This window comes from Treponema sp. Marseille-Q4130 (assembly GCF_014334325.1).
GTDB lineage: Bacteria > Spirochaetota > Spirochaetia > Treponematales > Treponemataceae > Treponema_D.
On the sequence record NZ_JACSET010000001.1, the window covers coordinates 93,777 to 111,930 of the forward strand.

Sequence of the window (18,154 nt, forward strand, 5' to 3'; positions counted from 1 at the left end):
GAAAAAGATTCCGTATATCGAAGCCGAATTTGCCGACGGTTCGAAAGAAAAACTGTGGACGACGTTCAGCGATCATCAAATCGATATAAATCAATATTCGGAAGAAGCGAAAAATTTTTTAAAAGACAATCTCACCTTTCTCTCCGAACACGGCGCTTCGATCGTGAGGCTCGATGCCGTAGCCTATGCGTCAAAGCGCGAAGGTACGAATTGCTTTTTCGTCGAACCCGAGATTTGGCAGCTGCTCGACGGATGTAATGAGATCCTTTTTCCGCGAGGCGTCGCCGTTCTTCCGGAAATTCACGAACAGTATTTTATGCAAAAAAAAGTTGAAGCGCACGGCTATTATACTTACGACTTTCAGCTTCCCATGCTCACGCTCAATGCGTTGTATTTCGGAAGCTCGCTGTATTTGAAAAATTGGCTCCTCGTCTGCCCGCGAAAACAGTTTACGACGCTCGATACGCACGACGGTATCGGAGTCGTCGATGCGCGTTATTTGATGAGCGACGAAGATCTCCTTGCGACGCGGCGGAAATGTTTCGAAACGAATCCGGGAACGTATGAGCTCTATGAAAAATTCGGCGTGCACATGGATCTCGATCGTTTCGATACGTATCAAATCAACTGCACGTATTATTCGGCGTGCGGCAATGACGATAAAAAATATTTTATCGCGCGCGCGTTGCAGTTTTTCGCACCCGGCATTCCGCAAGTGTATTACGTCGGTCTGTGGGGCGGCAAAAACGATTTCGAGCTTTGCAATAAAACCGGCGTGCATCGCGATATAAACCGTCATTATTATCCGCTCAGTGAAATCGATTCCGTTTCAGCTTCTCCGCTTGTGAAAAAAATTCTTGCGCTCATGAGATTCCGCAATACGCATCCCGCGTTCGACGGCGAATTTCATCTTTTGCCGTCGGATGAACACAGTTTGCGCATCTTGAGAAAAAACGGCGCCGAGTATGCATACCTTTTTGTCGATTTCACATCCTTTTCGTGCGATATCGCATATTCGGAGGACGGCGGCGAACGGCATTTTCCGTGTTCATTCTGAAAGATCTCATACAGGCTCGACATACTGCGCATTTGGTCGACAAGAATCGCGTGCAGTTTTGATTTCCTCTTGCGGTTCCGCCTTGTAAAATCGCGGAACGATGCCGTGCGGTAAAAAAATCTCTATTTTTCTAAAAAATATTTTGCGTTTTTATAAAAATGTGGTATACTGATAAGGACTACTTTCGTACAGCAATTGCAGGAGCACAAGTGAATAAGCACGATTTTCCGAAAATTCATTTTTACGATCAGGATTTTGTAGACATCTATAATAAAACGTGGTCGATGCTTGCAGCTTTTTGGATCGATCCTGAGACGTCAAAGGAATCGCCTTCCGGCTGTTTTTTATATCCCGAAAGCGGAAAATGCGTCATCGATCAATTCGAATCGATTTTTTCTTCTTTCTTTCTTGTGTATTCGAACCGCAATTTCAATGCGAGTCAGAACATCGATTACTTTTACAACAAGCAGGAAAAAAACGGTGCGATCCGCTGGCGCTACGACGCGAAGACCGGAAAGCCCCTTCTGCCGAAAACGAATCCCGAAGGCGCGGGTATGCCGCTCTTTGCGTGGGCGGAATTCAATCTCTATCACAAATCCGCGAACAAGCGGCGTATAAAAGAGATCATGCCCAAGCTGCAAAAGTACATGACGTGGCTCGATGAAACATTTAAACAGGAAAACGGTTTGTATGCCGTTCCGTTTACCGCGACGACTATGTTCAATGCTCCTCGCGAAAAAAGCGTCTATCCCGTCGATTTCAATGCGGCTATGGCGATCAACGCGTCTCACATGTCGGCTCTCGGCGACATCCTCAACGATAAAGATTTGAGTTTTCAATACCGCCGCATGTACTTTTCGATCAAAACACGCATCAATTCGCTCATGTGGGACGACGCGACGCATTTTTACCACGACCTCGACAAAGACGGAAACCGATTGAACGAAAAAACGATCGCGGGATTTTGGCCGCTGCTCGCCGAAATTCCGAACGCCGATAAAGCGGAGCTGCTCATCTCACATTTGAACGATCCCGAAACCTTCGGTACCGATCATCCGTTTCCGACGCTTTCGGCGGACAGTAAATCCTTTAAAAAAACGGGTGAAGGTTTTTGCGGCAGCGTGTTTCCCGCATTCAATTTTATGGTCGTCAAAGGACTCGAAAAATACCGTCACTACGAACTCGCGCGCGAGTGCTCCATACGTCATCTCTACTACATACTCGAAGGACTCATGCCGAACGATCCCAAAGAAAAGGGCGATGTGTACGAAGCGTATCTGCCGACAAAAGAAGGCAAAGCGTCCATGTCGAAAGACGTAAGTTTTCCGCGTCCGCATTATCTCATCACCGTCGGTCTTTCGACGATCGCGCTGATGATAGAAAACGTCATCGGTCTTTCGATCAGCCTGCCGCGCAAAACGGTCGACTGGATCATCCCGAACCTCGAAATCATGGGTATCGAAAACCTGTCGCTCAAGCGCAACCTCATAACGATATTGAGCAATAAAAGCAGCCGCGGCTGGGAAATCCAAATGGAAAGCGAAAAGCTCTACTACTTTACGATCAATATCCTCGATCAAAAGAAAAAGACGCTGCCGATCCCGTCCGGCAAGTGCTCCATGCTTATAGATAAATTGTAAATCGGCAGAATCGGCAAAGGGAATGATCTCACAATGAAAGCACTGATTCAACGCGTAAGTTCCGCATCGGTATCGGTTGACGGTGAATGCTGCGCTTCGATTTCACGCGGTTTTCTCGTCTTTTTAGGTGTGACGCACGGAGACACGGAAGCGGTTGCCGAAAAGTTGGCGGAAAAAATCCGTAAGCTGCGTATCTTTGAAGACGAAAACGGAAAGACGAATTTATCGATCGAAGACGTTGCGGGCGAACTTTTGGTCGTATCGCAGTTTACGCTGTATGCGGACTGCAGGGGCGGCAATCGTCCCGGTTTTGAAAACGCCGCGAAGGGCGATCATGCGGAGCGCATGTACGAGTATTTTTTGTCGTGCTGCAAAAGCCGCTTCCGCTCTGTCGGTCACGGCATTTTCGGTGCCGATATGAAAGTTTCGCTCGTAAACGACGGCCCCTTTACGATCATGCTTGAAACCGACTAGGCGAAGGCGCACCGGATGAATACACGGAGTGCAATGGACGCGTGCGAACCCTTGAAGTTACGCGCTAAATTCTATTATACTTATATATACTCGCAAAAAATACCGAAAGTTCACTTTTATTTTTGAGGTTTTTTGTTAATGAAAGAAAATTGCATCGACTGCATTTTACGCACGGATACCGACATAACGCCCGAACAGCTCTTTTTTATGACGCGTTATGTTCCCTATCGCGTCGTAAAAATGATGGGTGAATCCGCCTGTTGCTTTTTTGAAAGGACGATAGAAAAGTTTCAAGGCGTCATGGTGTACCTCGATATCATCGGTTTTACGAAAATCGTCGACGGCTATATGAAAACCGGACGTGACGTCGCAGACCTTACGAATACGTTGTCCGATTACTATTCGGTCGTCATAGAAACCGTCCGCGGGTTCGGCGGTTCCGTGTTTCAATTTGCGGGTGATTCTATCCTTATCTGTTTCGAAAGATTGAAAGACGAAAGCGATGAAAACAATTTGCGTCGTGCGCTTGCGGCGATGATCCTCATCATCGATCTGAGCAACAACTACAATACGGTTTCCGAAGAATTTGTTAATTTTACACTGAAGCCTAAAATCGGCATGGGGCAGGGGGAAATCTTTCAGATATTTCTCGGCGATACGGAATATTCGATGACGCCGGTGCTTACCGGAGCGGCAGTCATCCAAGCGATCAAAATGGAAGAAGCGTGCACGACGCAGGAGATCGTCGTGAGTATTCCTGTGTGGAATCTCGCATGTAAAATAGGACTCGAACGCTACTTTGCAGAACAGGAAGGTTTTTATCACCTGACCGATATCCCCGAAGATTTTGCCGCTTCGGTCGAACGCCCCGAATACATCGACGTGGAAACGTGGTTCACAAATCCGCGTTTTTACAACCGTCTGTATTCGTTTATAAATCCGATCATCTTCAACCGGATAAAAAACAACGTACAGGGCTTCGACGGCGAATACCGTAATGTAACGTGCTGCATGGTTCGTTTCGACGGCGTTTTTCAACAGGCTGTCAGCGAAGCGTCGATCGCGGAAGGTTATGCGAGTCTTAATAAAATTTATAAAGATCTGCAGGACATCGCAAGCCGTTTCAGCGGCTATTGCGGTAAGCCCGATTTAAGCGACAAGGGCATCGTGTTTCCCGTCTTTTTCGGTATGCCCGTTGCGATCGAATACAAAGAACGCATGGCGATGCTGTTCGCCAATAAACTGATCGAAGAAGAACAAAAAGAGGGCGGTAAGATCATCGTCAACGTCGGCATTGCGACCGGCGTCGTCTACGCCGGAGAATTCGGCGCGAACATGCGTAAAGATTTTACGATCGTCGGCAACGCGATCAACTTTGCCGCGCGCCTCATGATGAACGCGACGAACCACGGCGCTTTTACCGTCTTTATCGATGAAGCGACGAAGGTGAAAACCGAAACGATAAGCGAAACGGAAACGATGCCCGGCATCATGCTCAAAGGTTTTTCCGAAATGCAAACCGTGTATCATCTTTTGATGATCAAAAAGGATACGGGAAAAGTAAACCATAAGACAGAGCTTCTCGGACGGAGCGGAGAACTTGCGGCGCTCGCATCGCTGTATGAAAAGAGCAGAAGGGGAGAGTTGTGTTTCGCTCCGATCATCGGCGATATCGGTATCGGAAAATCCTATCTCGTCGAACAATGTACATCGGACATTATGGCGAAATATGCCGACACCGTCGTCATGTACGGCAGGGCGTATTCGTATGAATCGGGCACTCCGTTTTTTTTGTGGCGCGATATCATAAAGCGCGTCGTCGGCATAACCGATTCGATGCAGGGCGAAATGCTTTTGCTGCACGTTCTGAACAAATTTGCGCGTGATCTTCCGTCCGATAAAAATTGGGTATCGTATTTTTTGACGACGCTCGGTTACAGCTTTGCGGAAAATCCCGTGACGGCGCATCTCGATGCGGCGTCAAAGCAGCAGCACTTTTTTGCCCTCGTGTATACGCTGCTTGTAAACTACGCGGAAAATCATCCGCTCGTCATCGTGCTTGAAAATCTGCAGTGGAGCGATAATCTTTCGCTGCACTTGCTTTCGTATTTGTTCCGCAAGCCGAAGACCGCGCCGATCCTCATCATACCCGTTTCTCGCGAATCGAAAACGGTCAAACGTCTCTATTCTTTAAATAATATGAAAGTGCTGCGCCTTGCGCATTTGCGCGATGCGACTGCTGCTCAGCTTGCGGCAAAATTGCTCGATTTCGAAACACCCGATAAATTGCTTATTGCGAAGATAGTCGCGGCGGCCGGCGGCAACCCGATGTACATCGAAGTTATCGTCGAAAGCCTCATATCCGGCAAAAAAATCGATAAAACCGAAGACGGGCATTATCACCTTGTCGGTCCCGTGAACGATATAAAGATCCCCTATACGATCGAAAATGTGATCCTCGTGCAGCTGAACGCGCTGCCCTACGAAGCGCAGGTCATCTGCAAAAACGCTTCCGTTATCGGCAGGACGTTTTCACTCGATGTGCTGGAAGCCCTTGTCGGCGAAACGATTTCTCACAGCGTCGTCGAACATTCGCTTGCCGAACTCGAAGCGCACGGCTTTATACTCTGCAACAACGCGAAGCGCACGCTCTTTACATTTAAGGACGCGACGATGCGCGACGTCATCTATAAGACGATTATCGAATCGACGCGGAAGAGTTTGAACACCGCGATCATGAATTATCTCGAAGAAAAATACAAAGACAATATTCGGCCGGCTGTCGGTAAGCTGCTCTACTATGCGAAGGAAGCGAAAGACGACGATGCGATCGCAAAATATACGAAACTTGCTGCGGAGAACTGACGCGATGCGTGAAATTATTTTATTAAATCCCGTTCTAAAAGAGACGGTGTGGGGCGGAAAGCGCCTTTCAGAATACGGTTATGAGCTTCCGAGCGATCGTGTCGGAGAAGCGTGGGCGATCAGCGCGCACCCGAACGGTGACTGTACGATTTCAGGCGGCGCTTTCGGCGGTATGCATCTTTCCGAGCTTTGGAAAAATCATCGCGAGCTTTTCGGCGGAGATGCGGGGGAGCGTTTTCCGCTTTTGACGAAGATCATCGATGCGGAGCGCGACTTGTCCATCCAAGTGCATCCCGACGATGCGTACGCAAAGCTGCACGAAAACGGCTCTTTCGGCAAAACCGAATGCTGGTACATCCTCGATGCCGTACCCGGTGCGAAGATCGTCATCGGGCACAATGCGAAAAACCGCGATGAAGTGCGGGAGATGATCGAACAAAAGCGCTGGAACGAATTTATCCGCGAAGTGCCGGTGCGTAAAGGCGATTTTTTCTTTATTGCGCCGGGAACGGTTCACGCGATAAAGGGCGGCACCCTTTTGCTCGAAACTCAGCAAAGCAGCGACGTTACCTACCGAGTCTACGATTACGATAGGCCGGGAAGCGACGGAAAGCCCCGCGCCCTTCACATCGCCGAGAGCATCGATGTCATAACGGCGCCCTTTGAAGAGCGCGAAGTGCAAAAAGATCCGAATAAAACGATCAATAAAAATCTCGACGAACTCGTAAGCTGTCCGTATTTTTCCGTGTGGACGCTCGACGTGCACGGGAGGGCGGAGATCGCACAGGATCAAAAGTTTATGCTCGTCTCCGTCGTCGAAGGCGCAGGGACTGTTGACGGAAAAGCGATCCGGAAGGGGAGCCACTTTATCCTTCCGTACGAGTACGGGCGGGCGATCTTCGAAGGTGATATGCAGCTCGTCATATCCGCAGTGTAAACGCGGGGCGCATGGATTGACGGCGCACGATACGAAAAGTGCTGTAGGGGAGGCGGTGTCCGCGGCGGATGCCGCCGTCGGAACAGGGAGCACAAAAGGCGCTACGGGAGAAGCGGCGGTCGGCACGGATGCTGCGCTTAACGTCGGGAAAATCGGAAATGCCGAATGCGCTCGATGCGAAGAGGATCGCTTTTCGCGCACGAGGATGCTCGTCGGGGAAGACGGCATCGAAACGCTGAAAAAAAGCCGCGTCGCCGTGTTCGGTATCGGAGGAGTCGGAGGCTTTGTCGTCGAAGCGCTCGCCCGTGCGGGTATCGGTTCTCTCGATATCGTCGATAACGATACCGTTTCCCTTTCAAACATAAACCGGCAGATATTCGCGCTTTGCAGTACGGTCGGCGCGTATAAAGTCGATGTCGCCGCTTCGCGTATCCGCGACATCAATCCCGAATGCGAAGTAACGGCGCATTGCTGTTTTTTTCTTCCCGACACGACCGGCGTCTTTGACTTTTCCCGCTGGGATTACGTCGTCGATGCCGTCGATACCGTTGCGGCAAAGATCGAAATAATTAAAAGAGCCGAAGATGCGGGTACGCGCGTCATAAGCGCCATGGGTACCGGAAATAAATTCGACGCGTCGCGTTTTCGCATTGGGGACATAGCGGAGACGAGCGTGTGTCCGCTTGCGCGCGTCGTGCGGCGGGAATTGAAAAAGAGAGGCATAGAAAAAGTCGCGGTACTGTATTCGACGGAGGTGCCTGCCGTCCGGGAAAAACCGCCTGCAAGCATTTCGTTCGTGCCCGCCGCCGCGGGGCTTTTGATCGCGCAAAAGGTCGTGTGCGATTTGCTTGAAAAAGCGTAAGTTCGCTGATGATATTAATAATCGGTTTGGGTGCGGAGCTTGGCGGGACTCGAAATTGAATTTAATAATTAATAAATTGTGAAAGAAATCCCAAGCCGACGAAAAAGGGCTGTCCAAAAACTTCAGTTTTTGAACAGCTTCCTTGATTTTATATGCGATGTTTAAAATTAAGTCCTTGCAATATAAAGACTTAATTTTAAACTCGACGGGCTGTCGAAAAAGTAACCAACTTTTGAGACAGCCCCCTGTTTTTGAACGGTCTGCTTTCGACGATGCTTTTACACCGTCAACCTACGCCCGCGCGGAGCGGTGCCGAAGGCAGACGCCGGAGCGAACGCAAGCGAGGGAAGCGGCCGAGCGTGAGCGAGCCGCGGAGGGCGGGTTCTTCCGGCCGTTTCGTCCCGATTTTTATTTTATTAATCCTGCAGGATTATCCGCAACGATAACTTTTCCCGATTTGATAGCTTCGAATGCTTCGGTTGCGCGTTTTTGGGCTTCCGCCGAGAGGTTCGGGTTTTTCAAGGGGATGCCGACGCCGTTGTTGCTCGCCGTGAACTCGAGTTCTTTGCCGCCGGGGAATTGGCCCGCGAGTTCGGCTTTGATCATGTCGTACGAAGCGCGGTCGAGGAATTTCATAGCTGATGTGAGTACGGCGCTCTTTTTGTTCGGCATCATGCCTTCGTTGTATTGATCGACGTCGACACCGACGACCCATACGTCTTTGCCGGTAGAGCGCCTCGTTTTCGCTTCGTTGATAACGCCGACGCCGACTCCGCCTGCGGCAGCGTGGATGACTTTGACTCCTTTGTCGAACATGGAAGCTGCGAGCTGCTGACCTGCTGCGACGTCGCTGAAAGTTCCCTGATAGATGACGTTTTCGGATTTGATCGTTATCTTCGTGCCGAAGTTCGCGTTTGCGTATTTGATGCCCTGCTGCCATCCCCAGTTGAATTTTTGAACGGCGGGGATTTCCATGCCGCCGATAAAGCCGAAGCTGCCTTCTTTGACCTGTACCGCCGCCGCGACGCCTGCGATAAAGGCCGACTGCTGTTCAAGCCACGAAATGGCCGCGACGTTCGACGCCGTTTTGAATACCGAATAATCGGCGTTGTGCGGTTTTCCGTCGAGGATGACGAATTTGACTTTCGGGTATTTGTCTTGCGCTGCGAAAACGGCGGTTTCGAATTTGAAGCCCGGGCAGACGATCATCTGATAGCCCGCATCCGCGAGGTTTCCGATTTCTTTGAGATAGTCGGCTTCCGTCGTTCCTGCAGGTTTCAGGTATTTGCATTCGATGCCCATATCTTTTTTCGCGCGGAGGATGCCTTCCCACGTGCCTTGGTTGAATGATTTGTCGTCGATGGTTCCGGCATCGGTTACCATGCCGACGCGGAGCGATTTTTTTCCGGATGCCGAAGAATCGGCGCCTCCTGTTGCGAAGATCGCACCCGCTGCGAGCAGCGCGCACAGAATGGCGATCGTTTTTTTCATAGTGTTCTCCTTGATCATGTGATTTTATTGAGGATAAGCAAGCATCGTGAAAATAGTATACCGACGATCGGTATTAGTCAAGCATTCGTTTGTTGTTCGGTTGCTGTATGCTTTCACTTTGCTTCCTTATTTACGCTTTTTCCCCTTCGTTGACAAAGCCTCGCTTCGGTGCTAGGGTTTTTATGCGGTGAGATAGGGGAATCGGCGGAGTCGGAGAGGTTGCCGTCGTTTTATCAAAGCTTGCGATTTTTCGCAAAAATTACAGAGGTTGTTATGAAAAAAGATTTAGGCGTTCATCCCTATGTGTTTCCCATGCCGGTGCTGATGATTGCGACGTACAACGAAGACGACAGTGTCGACGTTATGAATATGGCATGGGGCGGAATCTGTGCGGAAAATATGATCGCGCTCAATCTCGACGAAACGCACAAGACGTCCGAAAATATTAAAAAGCGCAGCGCCTTTACGCTGAGCGTGGCGGATATAGACAATATCGAAGCGGCGGATTTTTTCGGCATTGCATCGAGCAATACGATGCCCGATAAATTCGAACGCACGGGGCTTCACGCGTATAAAAGCAGAAAAGTCGACGCTCCCGTTGTCGAAGAATTTCCGCTCACGCTCGAATGCAAAGTCGCGGCGATCGAACACGGCGCGTGCGGGTTCCGTGTCGTCGGAGAAATCGTCAATGTCATCGCGGATGAAAAAATCCTCGACGCAAAAGGCAAAATCGATCCCGAAAAAATTAACGCCTTCGTGTTCGACCAATTTCAAAACGGCTATTACCGCATCGGAGAAAAAGTCGGACAGGCGTGGAAGAGCGGCGCCGCGCTGATGGGTACCTCGAAAAACTTGCTTTGAACGATTTTTTTTCGAGATTTCGACGAGTTGTAATTCGCTGTATTATTGCGAATTACAACATCGCATTTTCAAATTCGATATTCGACCTATTAATAATTTTCCCGAAGAGGAAAACCGCAGTAGTCGTGACCGGGATATACGAGGGTTTCAGGGGGAATTGCTTTTTTAATCGACGCGAGACTTGCAAGCATTGCGCCCTCATCTCCTCCGGGTAAATCGGTGCGCCCCGAGCTTCGGTAAAATATCGTGTCGCCCGAAATGAGTTCGTTGCGCGCGGCGCTGTAAAGGCAAACCGAACCCTGCGTATGACCCGGCGTGTGTATTATCTTCCACTGTGAAAGAGCAGTGCGTATGTCGTCTCCGCACGGAATGACATCTCCGAGCGTCTCTCCGCCTGAAAACGTTATGTCGGGAGGCGGCATATCGCGAAGGGCGGAGGCGACGGCTTCAAGTCCCATGAGACGGAGCGATTCGATCTGCGACGAAGGCGAGGAGCCGCCGAGACAGGATGCGTCGGCTTTGTGAATAGCGATAGGGCAGGCGGGATACGCGCGTTTTAGAACCCGAAGCCCCAAAATGTGATCGAAGTGTCCGTGCGTTAAGATAATTGCGCGCGGCTCTTTTTTGTGCTCTTTAAGCCATGCGGTGATTTCCGTTTCGTCACCGGTAAGGGCGCAGGCGGCGGGGTCGACAACGTATACCGCGTCGCCTGCGAGCGGTACGATATACGTGTTTACACCGAGCGGTCCCGTCCGTAAAATCGTTAATTTTTCCATACGGAAACGGTTTTTACGAAAGCGGCGAACTCAGACGAGGTAGCCGCCGCTTCCTTCCGAACCTTCGTTTTCGCTCTTGTACGAAGGAGACGTAAAAGGCTCTTTGTCGTAAGCCGCCTTTTCAGCCGCGGCATAGGCTTTTTCATCTTCAGCCGTTTGCGCCGTATCGTGCGTATCGGAAGCATAGGCGCTTGTGCCTTCGTCCATATCGTCTTTTTGGCGGGAAAAGCTCACTGCAAGTTTTCGTCCGCGGTAATCGTAGCCGTTGAGCGCGGCGATCGCTTTTTCCGTGTCGTCTTTGAACAGCTGCACGAAAGAATAATTTGCGAGTACGCGGATATCGCCGATTCTGTCTCTGTCGAGACCGGCAACGCTTACGAGCAGACCTACGAGGTCACGCGGATACACGCGCCTGTTCCGCCCGATGCTGATGAATATCGTTGCGGCAAGCGCTTCGTCGATCTGCACGCGCGGATGCGGCGTATGCGTTTCGTCGCGGAGTTCATCGAAGGATTCGGCGCTTCCTCTGCGTTCGTCATACGAGGATCTGCCGTAGGGGGCGTCTTTGAAATTTCTTCCGGAACGTCCCCCCGCACCGTGGAGGGACGTACCGTTCCGACGGGGGTTCGGGTTTCCGTGAAATCTCCCCTGCATTTCTTTTGTCAGATATGCGGCGACGTACATGCGTTTCGAAAACGGAATCGTCCTTTTGAATATTTTTTTCAAGTCGTTGAGCAGATCCGGATTTTCTTCGGTCATCACTTTGTTCAGAGCGTTTTTCAAAAAAGACGCTACGCGCTCTTTGTCGATTTCAATCTCTCGTTGGAATGCCATATCATTACCTCTTCAAATCAAAATAAAAATTACTGAATCTTCGCTGCAAAACCCGAGCCTGTTTTTTGAAAACCGTTGCGCTCGAACAGAGCGACGAGGCTGTCGGGTATAATCGTGTTTGCAGTCACTACATAACGCTTGCCCCGCTTTTGAAGGTCGGCGAGGCAAAGTGAAAAAAGTTCGCTTCCGATGCCCAAGCCGCGATAGCTTTCGGGCACGAAAAAACTTGTTAAGACGGCAGTCGTTTCCGTTCGGGACGAAAGGTCCGCCGCCGTAATGCATCCGGCAAAATCGCCGTCCGGCGTGCGGCATATAAAACCCGTCTGCCGCACGGACTCCCCGAATGCAAAAAGATGCCGCCATAATTCGTCTGCGGCGTTTTCGATTTCATCGAAATCCGTATCGTCCGGCAAGGCGGAACAAAAACCGCGCACGCATACCGAATGAAGGATGCAATCCGCGTCCCTTGCGGAATCGTATGCCTGAAATGTGAAGTCGTTTCGAAGCAAATCGTCGTATTCTTCAACGATATGATCGAGCTTTTCCAAACCCCATATTTCACGCAAATCGTTGTACCATCCGCCGATATATTCACGGAGCTTTTTATTTTTGAATCGATGCCACCGTTTTTCGACTTCAGGAAATTGTTTTAAAACAGTCTTGAAATTTCTGAATACCCCCCTTCCCGAATGCAAAACTTCGATCAGTTCGCTTCTGACAAGCGGTGCATACACGGAAGCGACAAACGCTTCGCGCAATGTAAAACCCGCCGCGGAATCCCATTCGGGCAATGCATAGTAGCGGACTTCATCCGCTTCGACCGAAGCCGCATCCGAAAGCGCTTCTTTTTCAGCGTCAACGACAAAACGCCGTTCCTGATTTTCGAGCGCGGATGCGATCGCGTCCGTAAGCTCTTCGGTCAAACGGAACGTCATATCGATTTATTTTGCGTCCGAATCGCCTTTAACAATTTCCGCCCGCGTTTTAACGACGCGGCTGATAAGGCCGTATTGCTTCGCTTCGTCGGCGTCCAGCCAGTGATCGCGGTCGGTATCCTTTGCGACCTGTTCTTCGCTCGTACCCGTTTCTTCGGCGATGATGCGGTTGAGTTTCGCATGCGTTTTTGCAAGCTCTTTCGCGTGGATTTCGATATCCGTCGCGACGCCTTTCATGCCGCTCATCGGCTGGTGGATGAGATAGTGGCTGTTCGGAAGTCCCACGCGTCTGTCTTTCGGAACGGCAAGCAGCACGAGAGCGGCCGCGCTTGCGACCAGCCCCATACCGATGAGAACGACCGGTGCTTTGATAAAGCGGATCATATCGAAGATCGCAAAACCCGCATCGACATCACCTCCGGGCGAATCGATATACATATAAATCGTTTTTTCATCGTCTGCCGCTTCAAGTACGAGCAGCTGCCGCACGACTTTATCAGCCAAATCTTTATTGATTTCGCCCGACAGGATAATCTGCCGCGTCTTTAAAAATTTTTCCGTAAGCGGATCGGGCATTTCCGGCATTTTTTTCTTTTCATCGTCTTCATCATCGTCGCATCGAGGCGACATCGTCACATACTTATACACAATTGCTCCTGATAAAATACCACCAAACGGTTGGAAAATAGCTTATAATAATATACTGAAATAATGCGTTGTGAGCAAGGCGGGATTTTAGCGGCAGAGCAAGGGCTGCATCTGGAGCGTCTGCAACCGGCCTTTTGAAAAAAAACGGTTTATAGTGTATAATGGAAAATCCTTTTTACGATGCAGTATGCCGTAAAATATTCGAACGATACCGGAGACGGAGCGTACAATGCCGGAAGAAAAAACGGAAGCATCACTTGCTTTTTTACGTACCCGCGCCGATCACGCGGCGGAAACACTCGAAGACTATACCGAAGTTATCGCAAAAATAATAAAAGAGGCCGGCGAGTGCCGCGTTATGGATCTCGCACGGTATTTCGGCGTTAGCCACGTATCCGTCATCCAAGTGTTGCAGCGTTTAAAAGCCAACGGTTTTATAGAAAACGAAGCCCGTAAACCGATACTTCTCACAGCTGACGGCTATGCGCTCGCACGAAAATGTACCAAGCGACACGGTATTGTCCGAAATTTTTTACTGAAAATCGGTGTGAGCGAAAAAACCGCCGTCATCGATTCCGAGGGTTTGGAACATCACATCAGCGCCGAGACGCTCGAGTGTATGAAAAACTTTATAGCCGAGCGGTAAATTCCATATCAATTTTTTTCTATAATTTTTAAGGTTTACCTCTTGACAAAGTGAAGTAGTATGTACTACATTTATGGCGGGCAGTATGTAGTAAATACTACATTATCGGAATACCCCGGCTGCTACGAGTGTCGACAGAGGGGAAGTCCGGCGTCATTATGTAGTATGTACTATGTATATTGCCGGGAGTTATGATAAAAAACGGCGTTTGAAATAGCGCTTGTTATAGGAGTTGATATGAAAAAAAACATAGGGTTTACCGCCGCTTCGATTGCCGCGGCGGCAGTGTTGTGCGCCGTCTGTATTACCGGATGCACGAAAAAAAGCGCGGATGCGGCGAGCGCTCAGGATTCGGCGCGGCCGAAGCGCGTCGTAACGACCTTTACGATCTTGCAGGACATGGCGCAAAATATTGCGGGCGATAAGATTCTCGTCGAATCGATTACAAAGCCCGGTGCGGAAATTCACGAATACGAACCGACGCCGCTCGACGTCGTAAAGGCGCAGTCTGCGGATTTGGTTTTGCGTAACGGTTTCGGCCTTGAGCGCTGGTTCGAAAAATTTATGGGAAGCGTTAAAAACGTGCCGAGCGCAACGCTGAGCGAGGGCATAGAGCCGCTGGGTATCGGCGAAGGCCCGTACAACGGCATGCCCAATCCTCACTCGTGGATGTCACCGAAAAACGCCCTCGTCTATGTCGAAAATATCCGAAAAGCCTTTGTCGCTTTGGATCCTGCCAATGCCGAAACGTTTAACGCAAATGCGGCAGCCTACAGCGAAAGCATTAAAAAAATCGACGGTTTTTTGACCGACAAGCTTTCGGAAATCCCCGAAGAGCAGCGCTGGCTCGTAACCTGCGAAGGCGCCTTTTCATACCTTATCCGCGACTGCAATATGAAGGAATTGTACTTGTGGCCGGTAAACGCCGATGAAGAAGGCACACCGCAGCAAATTCAAAAGGTTGTGGACACGATACGGAAAAATCACATTCCCGTCGCGTTTTCCGAAAGTACGATCAGCAATAAGCCGCAGCTGCAAGTGTGCAAAGAAACCGGCGCGCGCTACGGCGGCGTTTTGTACGTCGATTCTTTAACCTACGAAGACGGGGACGCGCCGACGTATTTGAAAATGCTCGAATACAATGCGGATACGATTGTAAAGGGATTTCAAGACAGTTTGTCAAAATAATGCGAGGCACACTATGAATACCGATGCGGAGGTTCCCGTTGAACTTGCGGTACAAAACGTAAGCGTCGCGTACAATAACGGCCACGTTGCGCTCTACGATGCGTCGTTCCGTTTGCAAAAAGGAACGATTACGGCGCTCGTCGGCGTAAACGGCAGCGGCAAGTCCACGCTTTTTAAAACGATAATGGGTTTTATTAAACCGATGAGCGGTTCCGTTACAATCTGCGGCGAACCGGTGAGGCAGGCGCAAAAGCACCGGCTGCTTGCCTACGTACCGCAGTCTGAAGAAGTTGACTGGTCGTTTCCGGTAAGCGTATGGGACGTCGTTATGATGGGGCGCTACGGCTACATGAATTTTTTGCGCATACCGAATAGGGAAGATAAAGAGATTGCCGAACGCAGTCTTGAGCGCGTGCAAATGCTCGAGTTTAAAGACCGCCAAATCGGTGAGCTTTCCGGCGGGCAAAAAAAAAGGGTCTTTCTTGCGCGCGCTTTGGCGCAGCGGGGAAAAATCATCCTGCTCGACGAGCCTTTTACGGGAGTCGACGTTAAAACGGAAACGGCGATAATCGATCTTTTGCGCGAGCTTAAAAACGACGGACACTTGATTTTCGTGTCGACGCACGATTTGGGTTCTGTTCCCGAATTCTGCGATCACGTCGTGATTATCAACAAAACGGTGCTTGCCTCAGGTCCGACGGAAACGACTTTTACGGCCGACAATCTTATAAAAGCGTTCGGCGGCGCACTGCGCAGCATTAAACTCGATCACACCGACAATCCCGAAGAAAGCGCACACGAGTTCAAGATTTTTACCGACGACGAAGGCGCTTTGGTTACGAAGCGGGAAGGCAAGCCCTATCGGCGCGGCATTAGAAATACCGAAGTCGTTTTGCCGAAATAATCGGCATAAAGGAATTGCGGAGGAATACGAATGCTTTCGAATTTATTGATTCCGTTTCACTATGAATACATGGTAAAGGCGATCCTCGTCAGCGGCTTTATCGGAGGCGTGTGCGCGCTGCTTTCGTGCTTTGTCGTACTCAAAGGCTGGTCGCTGCTCGGCGATGCCTTATCGCATGCGGTGGTTCCGGGAGTTGCCGTTGCGTACATAATCGGCATACCGTTTTCGGTCGGCGCGTTTATAAGCGGTATGCTCGCCGCCGGAGCGATGGGCTTTATACAAAAGCACACTCGGATCCGCGAAGACGCCGTTATCGGCATCGTGTATACGACTTTTTTTGCGCTGGGCGTTTTGCTTATTTCGCTGTTTCCGAGCAATATAACGCTTTCGACGATCGTTATGGGAAACATTCTCGGCATTGCCGACCGCGACATCGTTCAAACACTGATTATTGCCGGAAGCAGCCTTGCGATTATTTTGCTCAAGTGGAAGGACTTGCGCCTTTTTTCGTTCGATCCGGCGCAGGCGCGCGCGATAGGCCTCAACACGAATGTCTTGTACCTCTTGCTGCTTACGCTGCTCGCCGTTACGGCGATCGCTGCGCTGCAAACGGTCGGCAGTATTTTGGTCGTCGCAATGCTTGTAACGCCGGGAGCAGCCGCCTATTTGCTTACGGATAATTTTTCTTCGATGATGCGCCTTGCGTCGATTATCGGCTTGGTTACCTCCGCAGCAGGCGCGTATATCAGTTATTTTTTGAACGGATCGGCAGGAGGCTGCATCGTTGCGCTGCAGTTTTTGCTTTTTTTAGCCGTCCTCTTTTTTGCGCCGCGTCACGGCATAGTCGCCTCTAAGCTGAACGCGGCAAAGGCTGTAAAGGATTTTTTTGCGAAAAAGGCGACCGAAGGCTGAAGGTACTTTTTGCGGCAGGGATTGGAGCACCGCCGGAGGCGTTCGCCGGATTGCAAAGCTGTGAACCGGCGAATGAAGCGAAAGCGGAAGTGCGGAAAGCCCGGCGGTTTTCGCAGGCGCGAAAACCGAGCCGCCCGAAAAAAATTAATAAAAAATATTAAGATGAGGGCAGTTGGGAGAAAGGTATGTTGTGGACAAAACTTATCGAACCGTTTATGTACGGCTTTATGGTAAAGGCGCTCGTGATTGCGGCTTTGGTCGGCTGCGTGTGCGCAGTCGTTTCGTGCTACCTTATTTTAAAGGGATGGTCGCTCATGGGGGACGCGATCTCGCACGCCGTACTGCCGGGCATCGTCGTCGCTTACCTCGTTCATATTCCGCTGGGAGTCGGCGCCTTTGCGGCGGGCTTGCTCAACGCGGCCGCTACCGGTTGGATAAAAGAGCGGAGCCGTATCCGCGAAGATTCGGTTATGGGCGCGGTTTTTACCGGCATGATGGCGCTGGGGTTGATCCTCGTTACGAAGGTGAGTTCGAACATCCATTTTATGCACATTCTGTTCGGGAGCCTTTTGGGAATCGAAAAGCGCGATATGATACAGGCCCTCGTCTGTTCGCTCATAACGCTTGTGCTGGTCGTCGCCAAGCGCAAGGATATTCTTTTGTATTTGTTTGATCAAAATCATGCGAGAGCGATCGGGCTCAACATAAGGTTTATACATTATCTTTTTCTTGCGCTTACGGCGCTGACGATCGTCGCTTCGCTGCAAGCGGTGGGGATTTTGCTTACGGTTGCAATGCTGATTATACCGGGCTGCATCGCCTATCTTTTAACGGACATACTTGACCGTATGCTTTGTATTTCCGCGCTGTCGGCCGCATCGAGCGCGCTCGTCGGAACATATGTAAGCTATTTTTTGAACGGAGCGACCGGCGCATGCATTATTTTAACCGAAGCGCTGTTTTTCGTTTTGACGATGATGTTTGCGCCGAAGTACGGCATGATCGTGCGCTTTGTGCGGCAAGGGCAGAAGGTGCGGTGAAACCTTACAGGAAAAACGGAGGAGAATTGCGGAACGCGAAGCAGCGGAACTGAAGCCGGTCTTTTAATGTACATTCTCTTTTTT

At 50.3% G+C, this 18,154-nt stretch carries 17 protein-coding genes and 1 pseudogene (1 of these 18 running past the window's edge); 13 read left to right on the forward strand and 5 right to left on the reverse strand.

The features are described 5' to 3' along the window. The 7 genes and pseudogenes from H9I36_RS00400 to H9I36_RS00430 all read left to right on the forward strand — a co-directional run. Nucleotides 1–89 (forward strand): annotated as a pseudogene (locus tag H9I36_RS00400) (alpha-amylase family glycosyl hydrolase); it begins 493 nt to the left of the window's first position. Continuing rightward, on the forward strand, nt 17–1,057 hold the full coding sequence (gtfA, locus tag H9I36_RS00405) for a sucrose phosphorylase (protein ID WP_486389534.1): 1,041 nt from the start codon (nt 17–19) through the stop codon (nt 1,055–1,057). Before H9I36_RS00400 ends, gtfA begins: the two are co-directional and overlap by 73 nt. Before the next feature lie 209 nt (nt 1,058–1,266). Beyond that, on the forward strand, nt 1,267–2,697 hold the full coding sequence (locus H9I36_RS00410; RefSeq protein WP_187383418.1) for an MGH1-like glycoside hydrolase domain-containing protein: 1,431 nt from the start codon (nt 1,267–1,269) through the stop codon (nt 2,695–2,697). A 33-nt stretch (nt 2,698–2,730) separates the two neighbouring features. Beyond that, nucleotides 2,731–3,171 (forward strand): D-aminoacyl-tRNA deacylase, encoded by a 441-nt coding sequence (dtd, locus tag H9I36_RS00415; RefSeq protein ID WP_187383419.1) that lies wholly within the window; start codon nt 2,731–2,733, stop codon nt 3,169–3,171. Nucleotides 3,172–3,309: 138 nt separating this feature from the next. After that, the gene (locus tag H9I36_RS00420) at nt 3,310–6,036 is read left to right on the forward strand and encodes an AAA and adenylate/guanylate cyclase domain-containing protein (RefSeq protein ID WP_187383420.1); all 2,727 of its coding nucleotides are present in this window, start codon (nt 3,310–3,312) and stop codon (nt 6,034–6,036) included. Nucleotides 6,037–6,040: 4 nt separating this feature from the next. Beyond that, nucleotides 6,041–6,973, forward strand: a complete 933-nt coding sequence (locus H9I36_RS00425; RefSeq protein ID WP_187383421.1) for a type I phosphomannose isomerase catalytic subunit — start codon at nt 6,041–6,043, stop codon at nt 6,971–6,973. 55 nt (nt 6,974–7,028) lie between these two features. Next, the gene (locus H9I36_RS00430) at nt 7,029–7,835 is read left to right on the forward strand and encodes a tRNA threonylcarbamoyladenosine dehydratase (protein WP_370586933.1); all 807 of its coding nucleotides are present in this window, start codon (nt 7,029–7,031) and stop codon (nt 7,833–7,835) included. Between the two features lie 408 nt (nt 7,836–8,243). Here H9I36_RS00430 and H9I36_RS00435 read toward each other — a convergent pair whose 3' ends face one another. Then, nucleotides 8,244–9,326 (reverse strand): BMP family lipoprotein, encoded by a 1,083-nt coding sequence (locus tag H9I36_RS00435; RefSeq protein WP_187383422.1) that lies wholly within the window; start codon nt 9,324–9,326, stop codon nt 8,244–8,246. Nucleotides 9,327–9,599: 273 nt separating this feature from the next. Here H9I36_RS00435 and H9I36_RS00440 point away from each other — a divergent pair, with 273 nt between their 5' ends. After that, nucleotides 9,600–10,187 (forward strand): flavin reductase family protein, encoded by a 588-nt coding sequence (locus H9I36_RS00440; RefSeq protein ID WP_187383423.1) that lies wholly within the window; start codon nt 9,600–9,602, stop codon nt 10,185–10,187. Between the two features lie 89 nt (nt 10,188–10,276). Here the strand turns inward: H9I36_RS00440 and H9I36_RS00445 are convergent, their stop codons facing one another. The 4 genes from H9I36_RS00445 to H9I36_RS00460 are packed head-to-tail and all read right to left on the reverse strand — an operon-like array spanning nt 10,277 to nt 13,362. After that, nucleotides 10,277–10,963 carry an MBL fold metallo-hydrolase gene (locus tag H9I36_RS00445; protein WP_187383424.1) on the reverse strand — a complete coding sequence of 229 codons (687 nt, stop codon included), beginning with the start codon at nt 10,961–10,963 and terminating at the stop codon, nt 10,277–10,279. Between the two features lie 30 nt (nt 10,964–10,993). Next, nucleotides 10,994–11,797, reverse strand: a complete 804-nt coding sequence (locus tag H9I36_RS00450; RefSeq protein ID WP_187383425.1) for a DbpA RNA binding domain-containing protein — start codon at nt 11,795–11,797, stop codon at nt 10,994–10,996. A 29-nt stretch (nt 11,798–11,826) separates the two neighbouring features. Continuing rightward, nucleotides 11,827–12,732 (reverse strand): GNAT family N-acetyltransferase, encoded by a 906-nt coding sequence (locus H9I36_RS00455; protein ID WP_187383426.1) that lies wholly within the window; start codon nt 12,730–12,732, stop codon nt 11,827–11,829. Nucleotides 12,733–12,738: 6 nt separating this feature from the next. Continuing rightward, a complete protein-coding gene (locus H9I36_RS00460; protein ID WP_187383685.1) occupies nt 12,739–13,362 on the reverse strand; it encodes an ATP-dependent Clp protease proteolytic subunit in 624 nt (207 codons plus the stop codon). Between the two features lie 247 nt (nt 13,363–13,609). Here H9I36_RS00460 and mntR point away from each other — a divergent pair, with 247 nt between their 5' ends. From mntR to H9I36_RS00485, 5 genes are all read left to right on the forward strand, one after another. Beyond that, a complete protein-coding gene (gene mntR, locus H9I36_RS00465; protein ID WP_187383427.1) occupies nt 13,610–14,026 on the forward strand; it encodes a manganese-binding transcriptional regulator MntR in 417 nt (138 codons plus the stop codon). A gap of 237 nt (nt 14,027–14,263) precedes the next feature. Further along, complete coding sequence (locus tag H9I36_RS00470; RefSeq protein WP_187383428.1) at nt 14,264–15,214, forward strand: metal ABC transporter substrate-binding protein; 951 nt, start codon at nt 14,264–14,266, stop codon at nt 15,212–15,214. A gap of 13 nt (nt 15,215–15,227) precedes the next feature. Then, on the forward strand, nt 15,228–16,118 hold the full coding sequence (locus H9I36_RS00475; protein ID WP_187383429.1) for a manganese/iron ABC transporter ATP-binding protein: 891 nt from the start codon (nt 15,228–15,230) through the stop codon (nt 16,116–16,118). Nucleotides 16,119–16,148: 30 nt separating this feature from the next. Further along, nucleotides 16,149–17,030: a metal ABC transporter permease gene (locus H9I36_RS00480; protein ID WP_187383430.1), complete on the forward strand. Its 882-nt coding sequence runs from the start codon at nt 16,149–16,151 to the stop codon at nt 17,028–17,030. A gap of 185 nt (nt 17,031–17,215) precedes the next feature. After that, nucleotides 17,216–18,070, forward strand: a complete 855-nt coding sequence (locus tag H9I36_RS00485; RefSeq protein ID WP_187383431.1) for a metal ABC transporter permease — start codon at nt 17,216–17,218, stop codon at nt 18,068–18,070. The last annotated feature ends 84 nt before the right edge of the window (nt 18,071–18,154 follow it).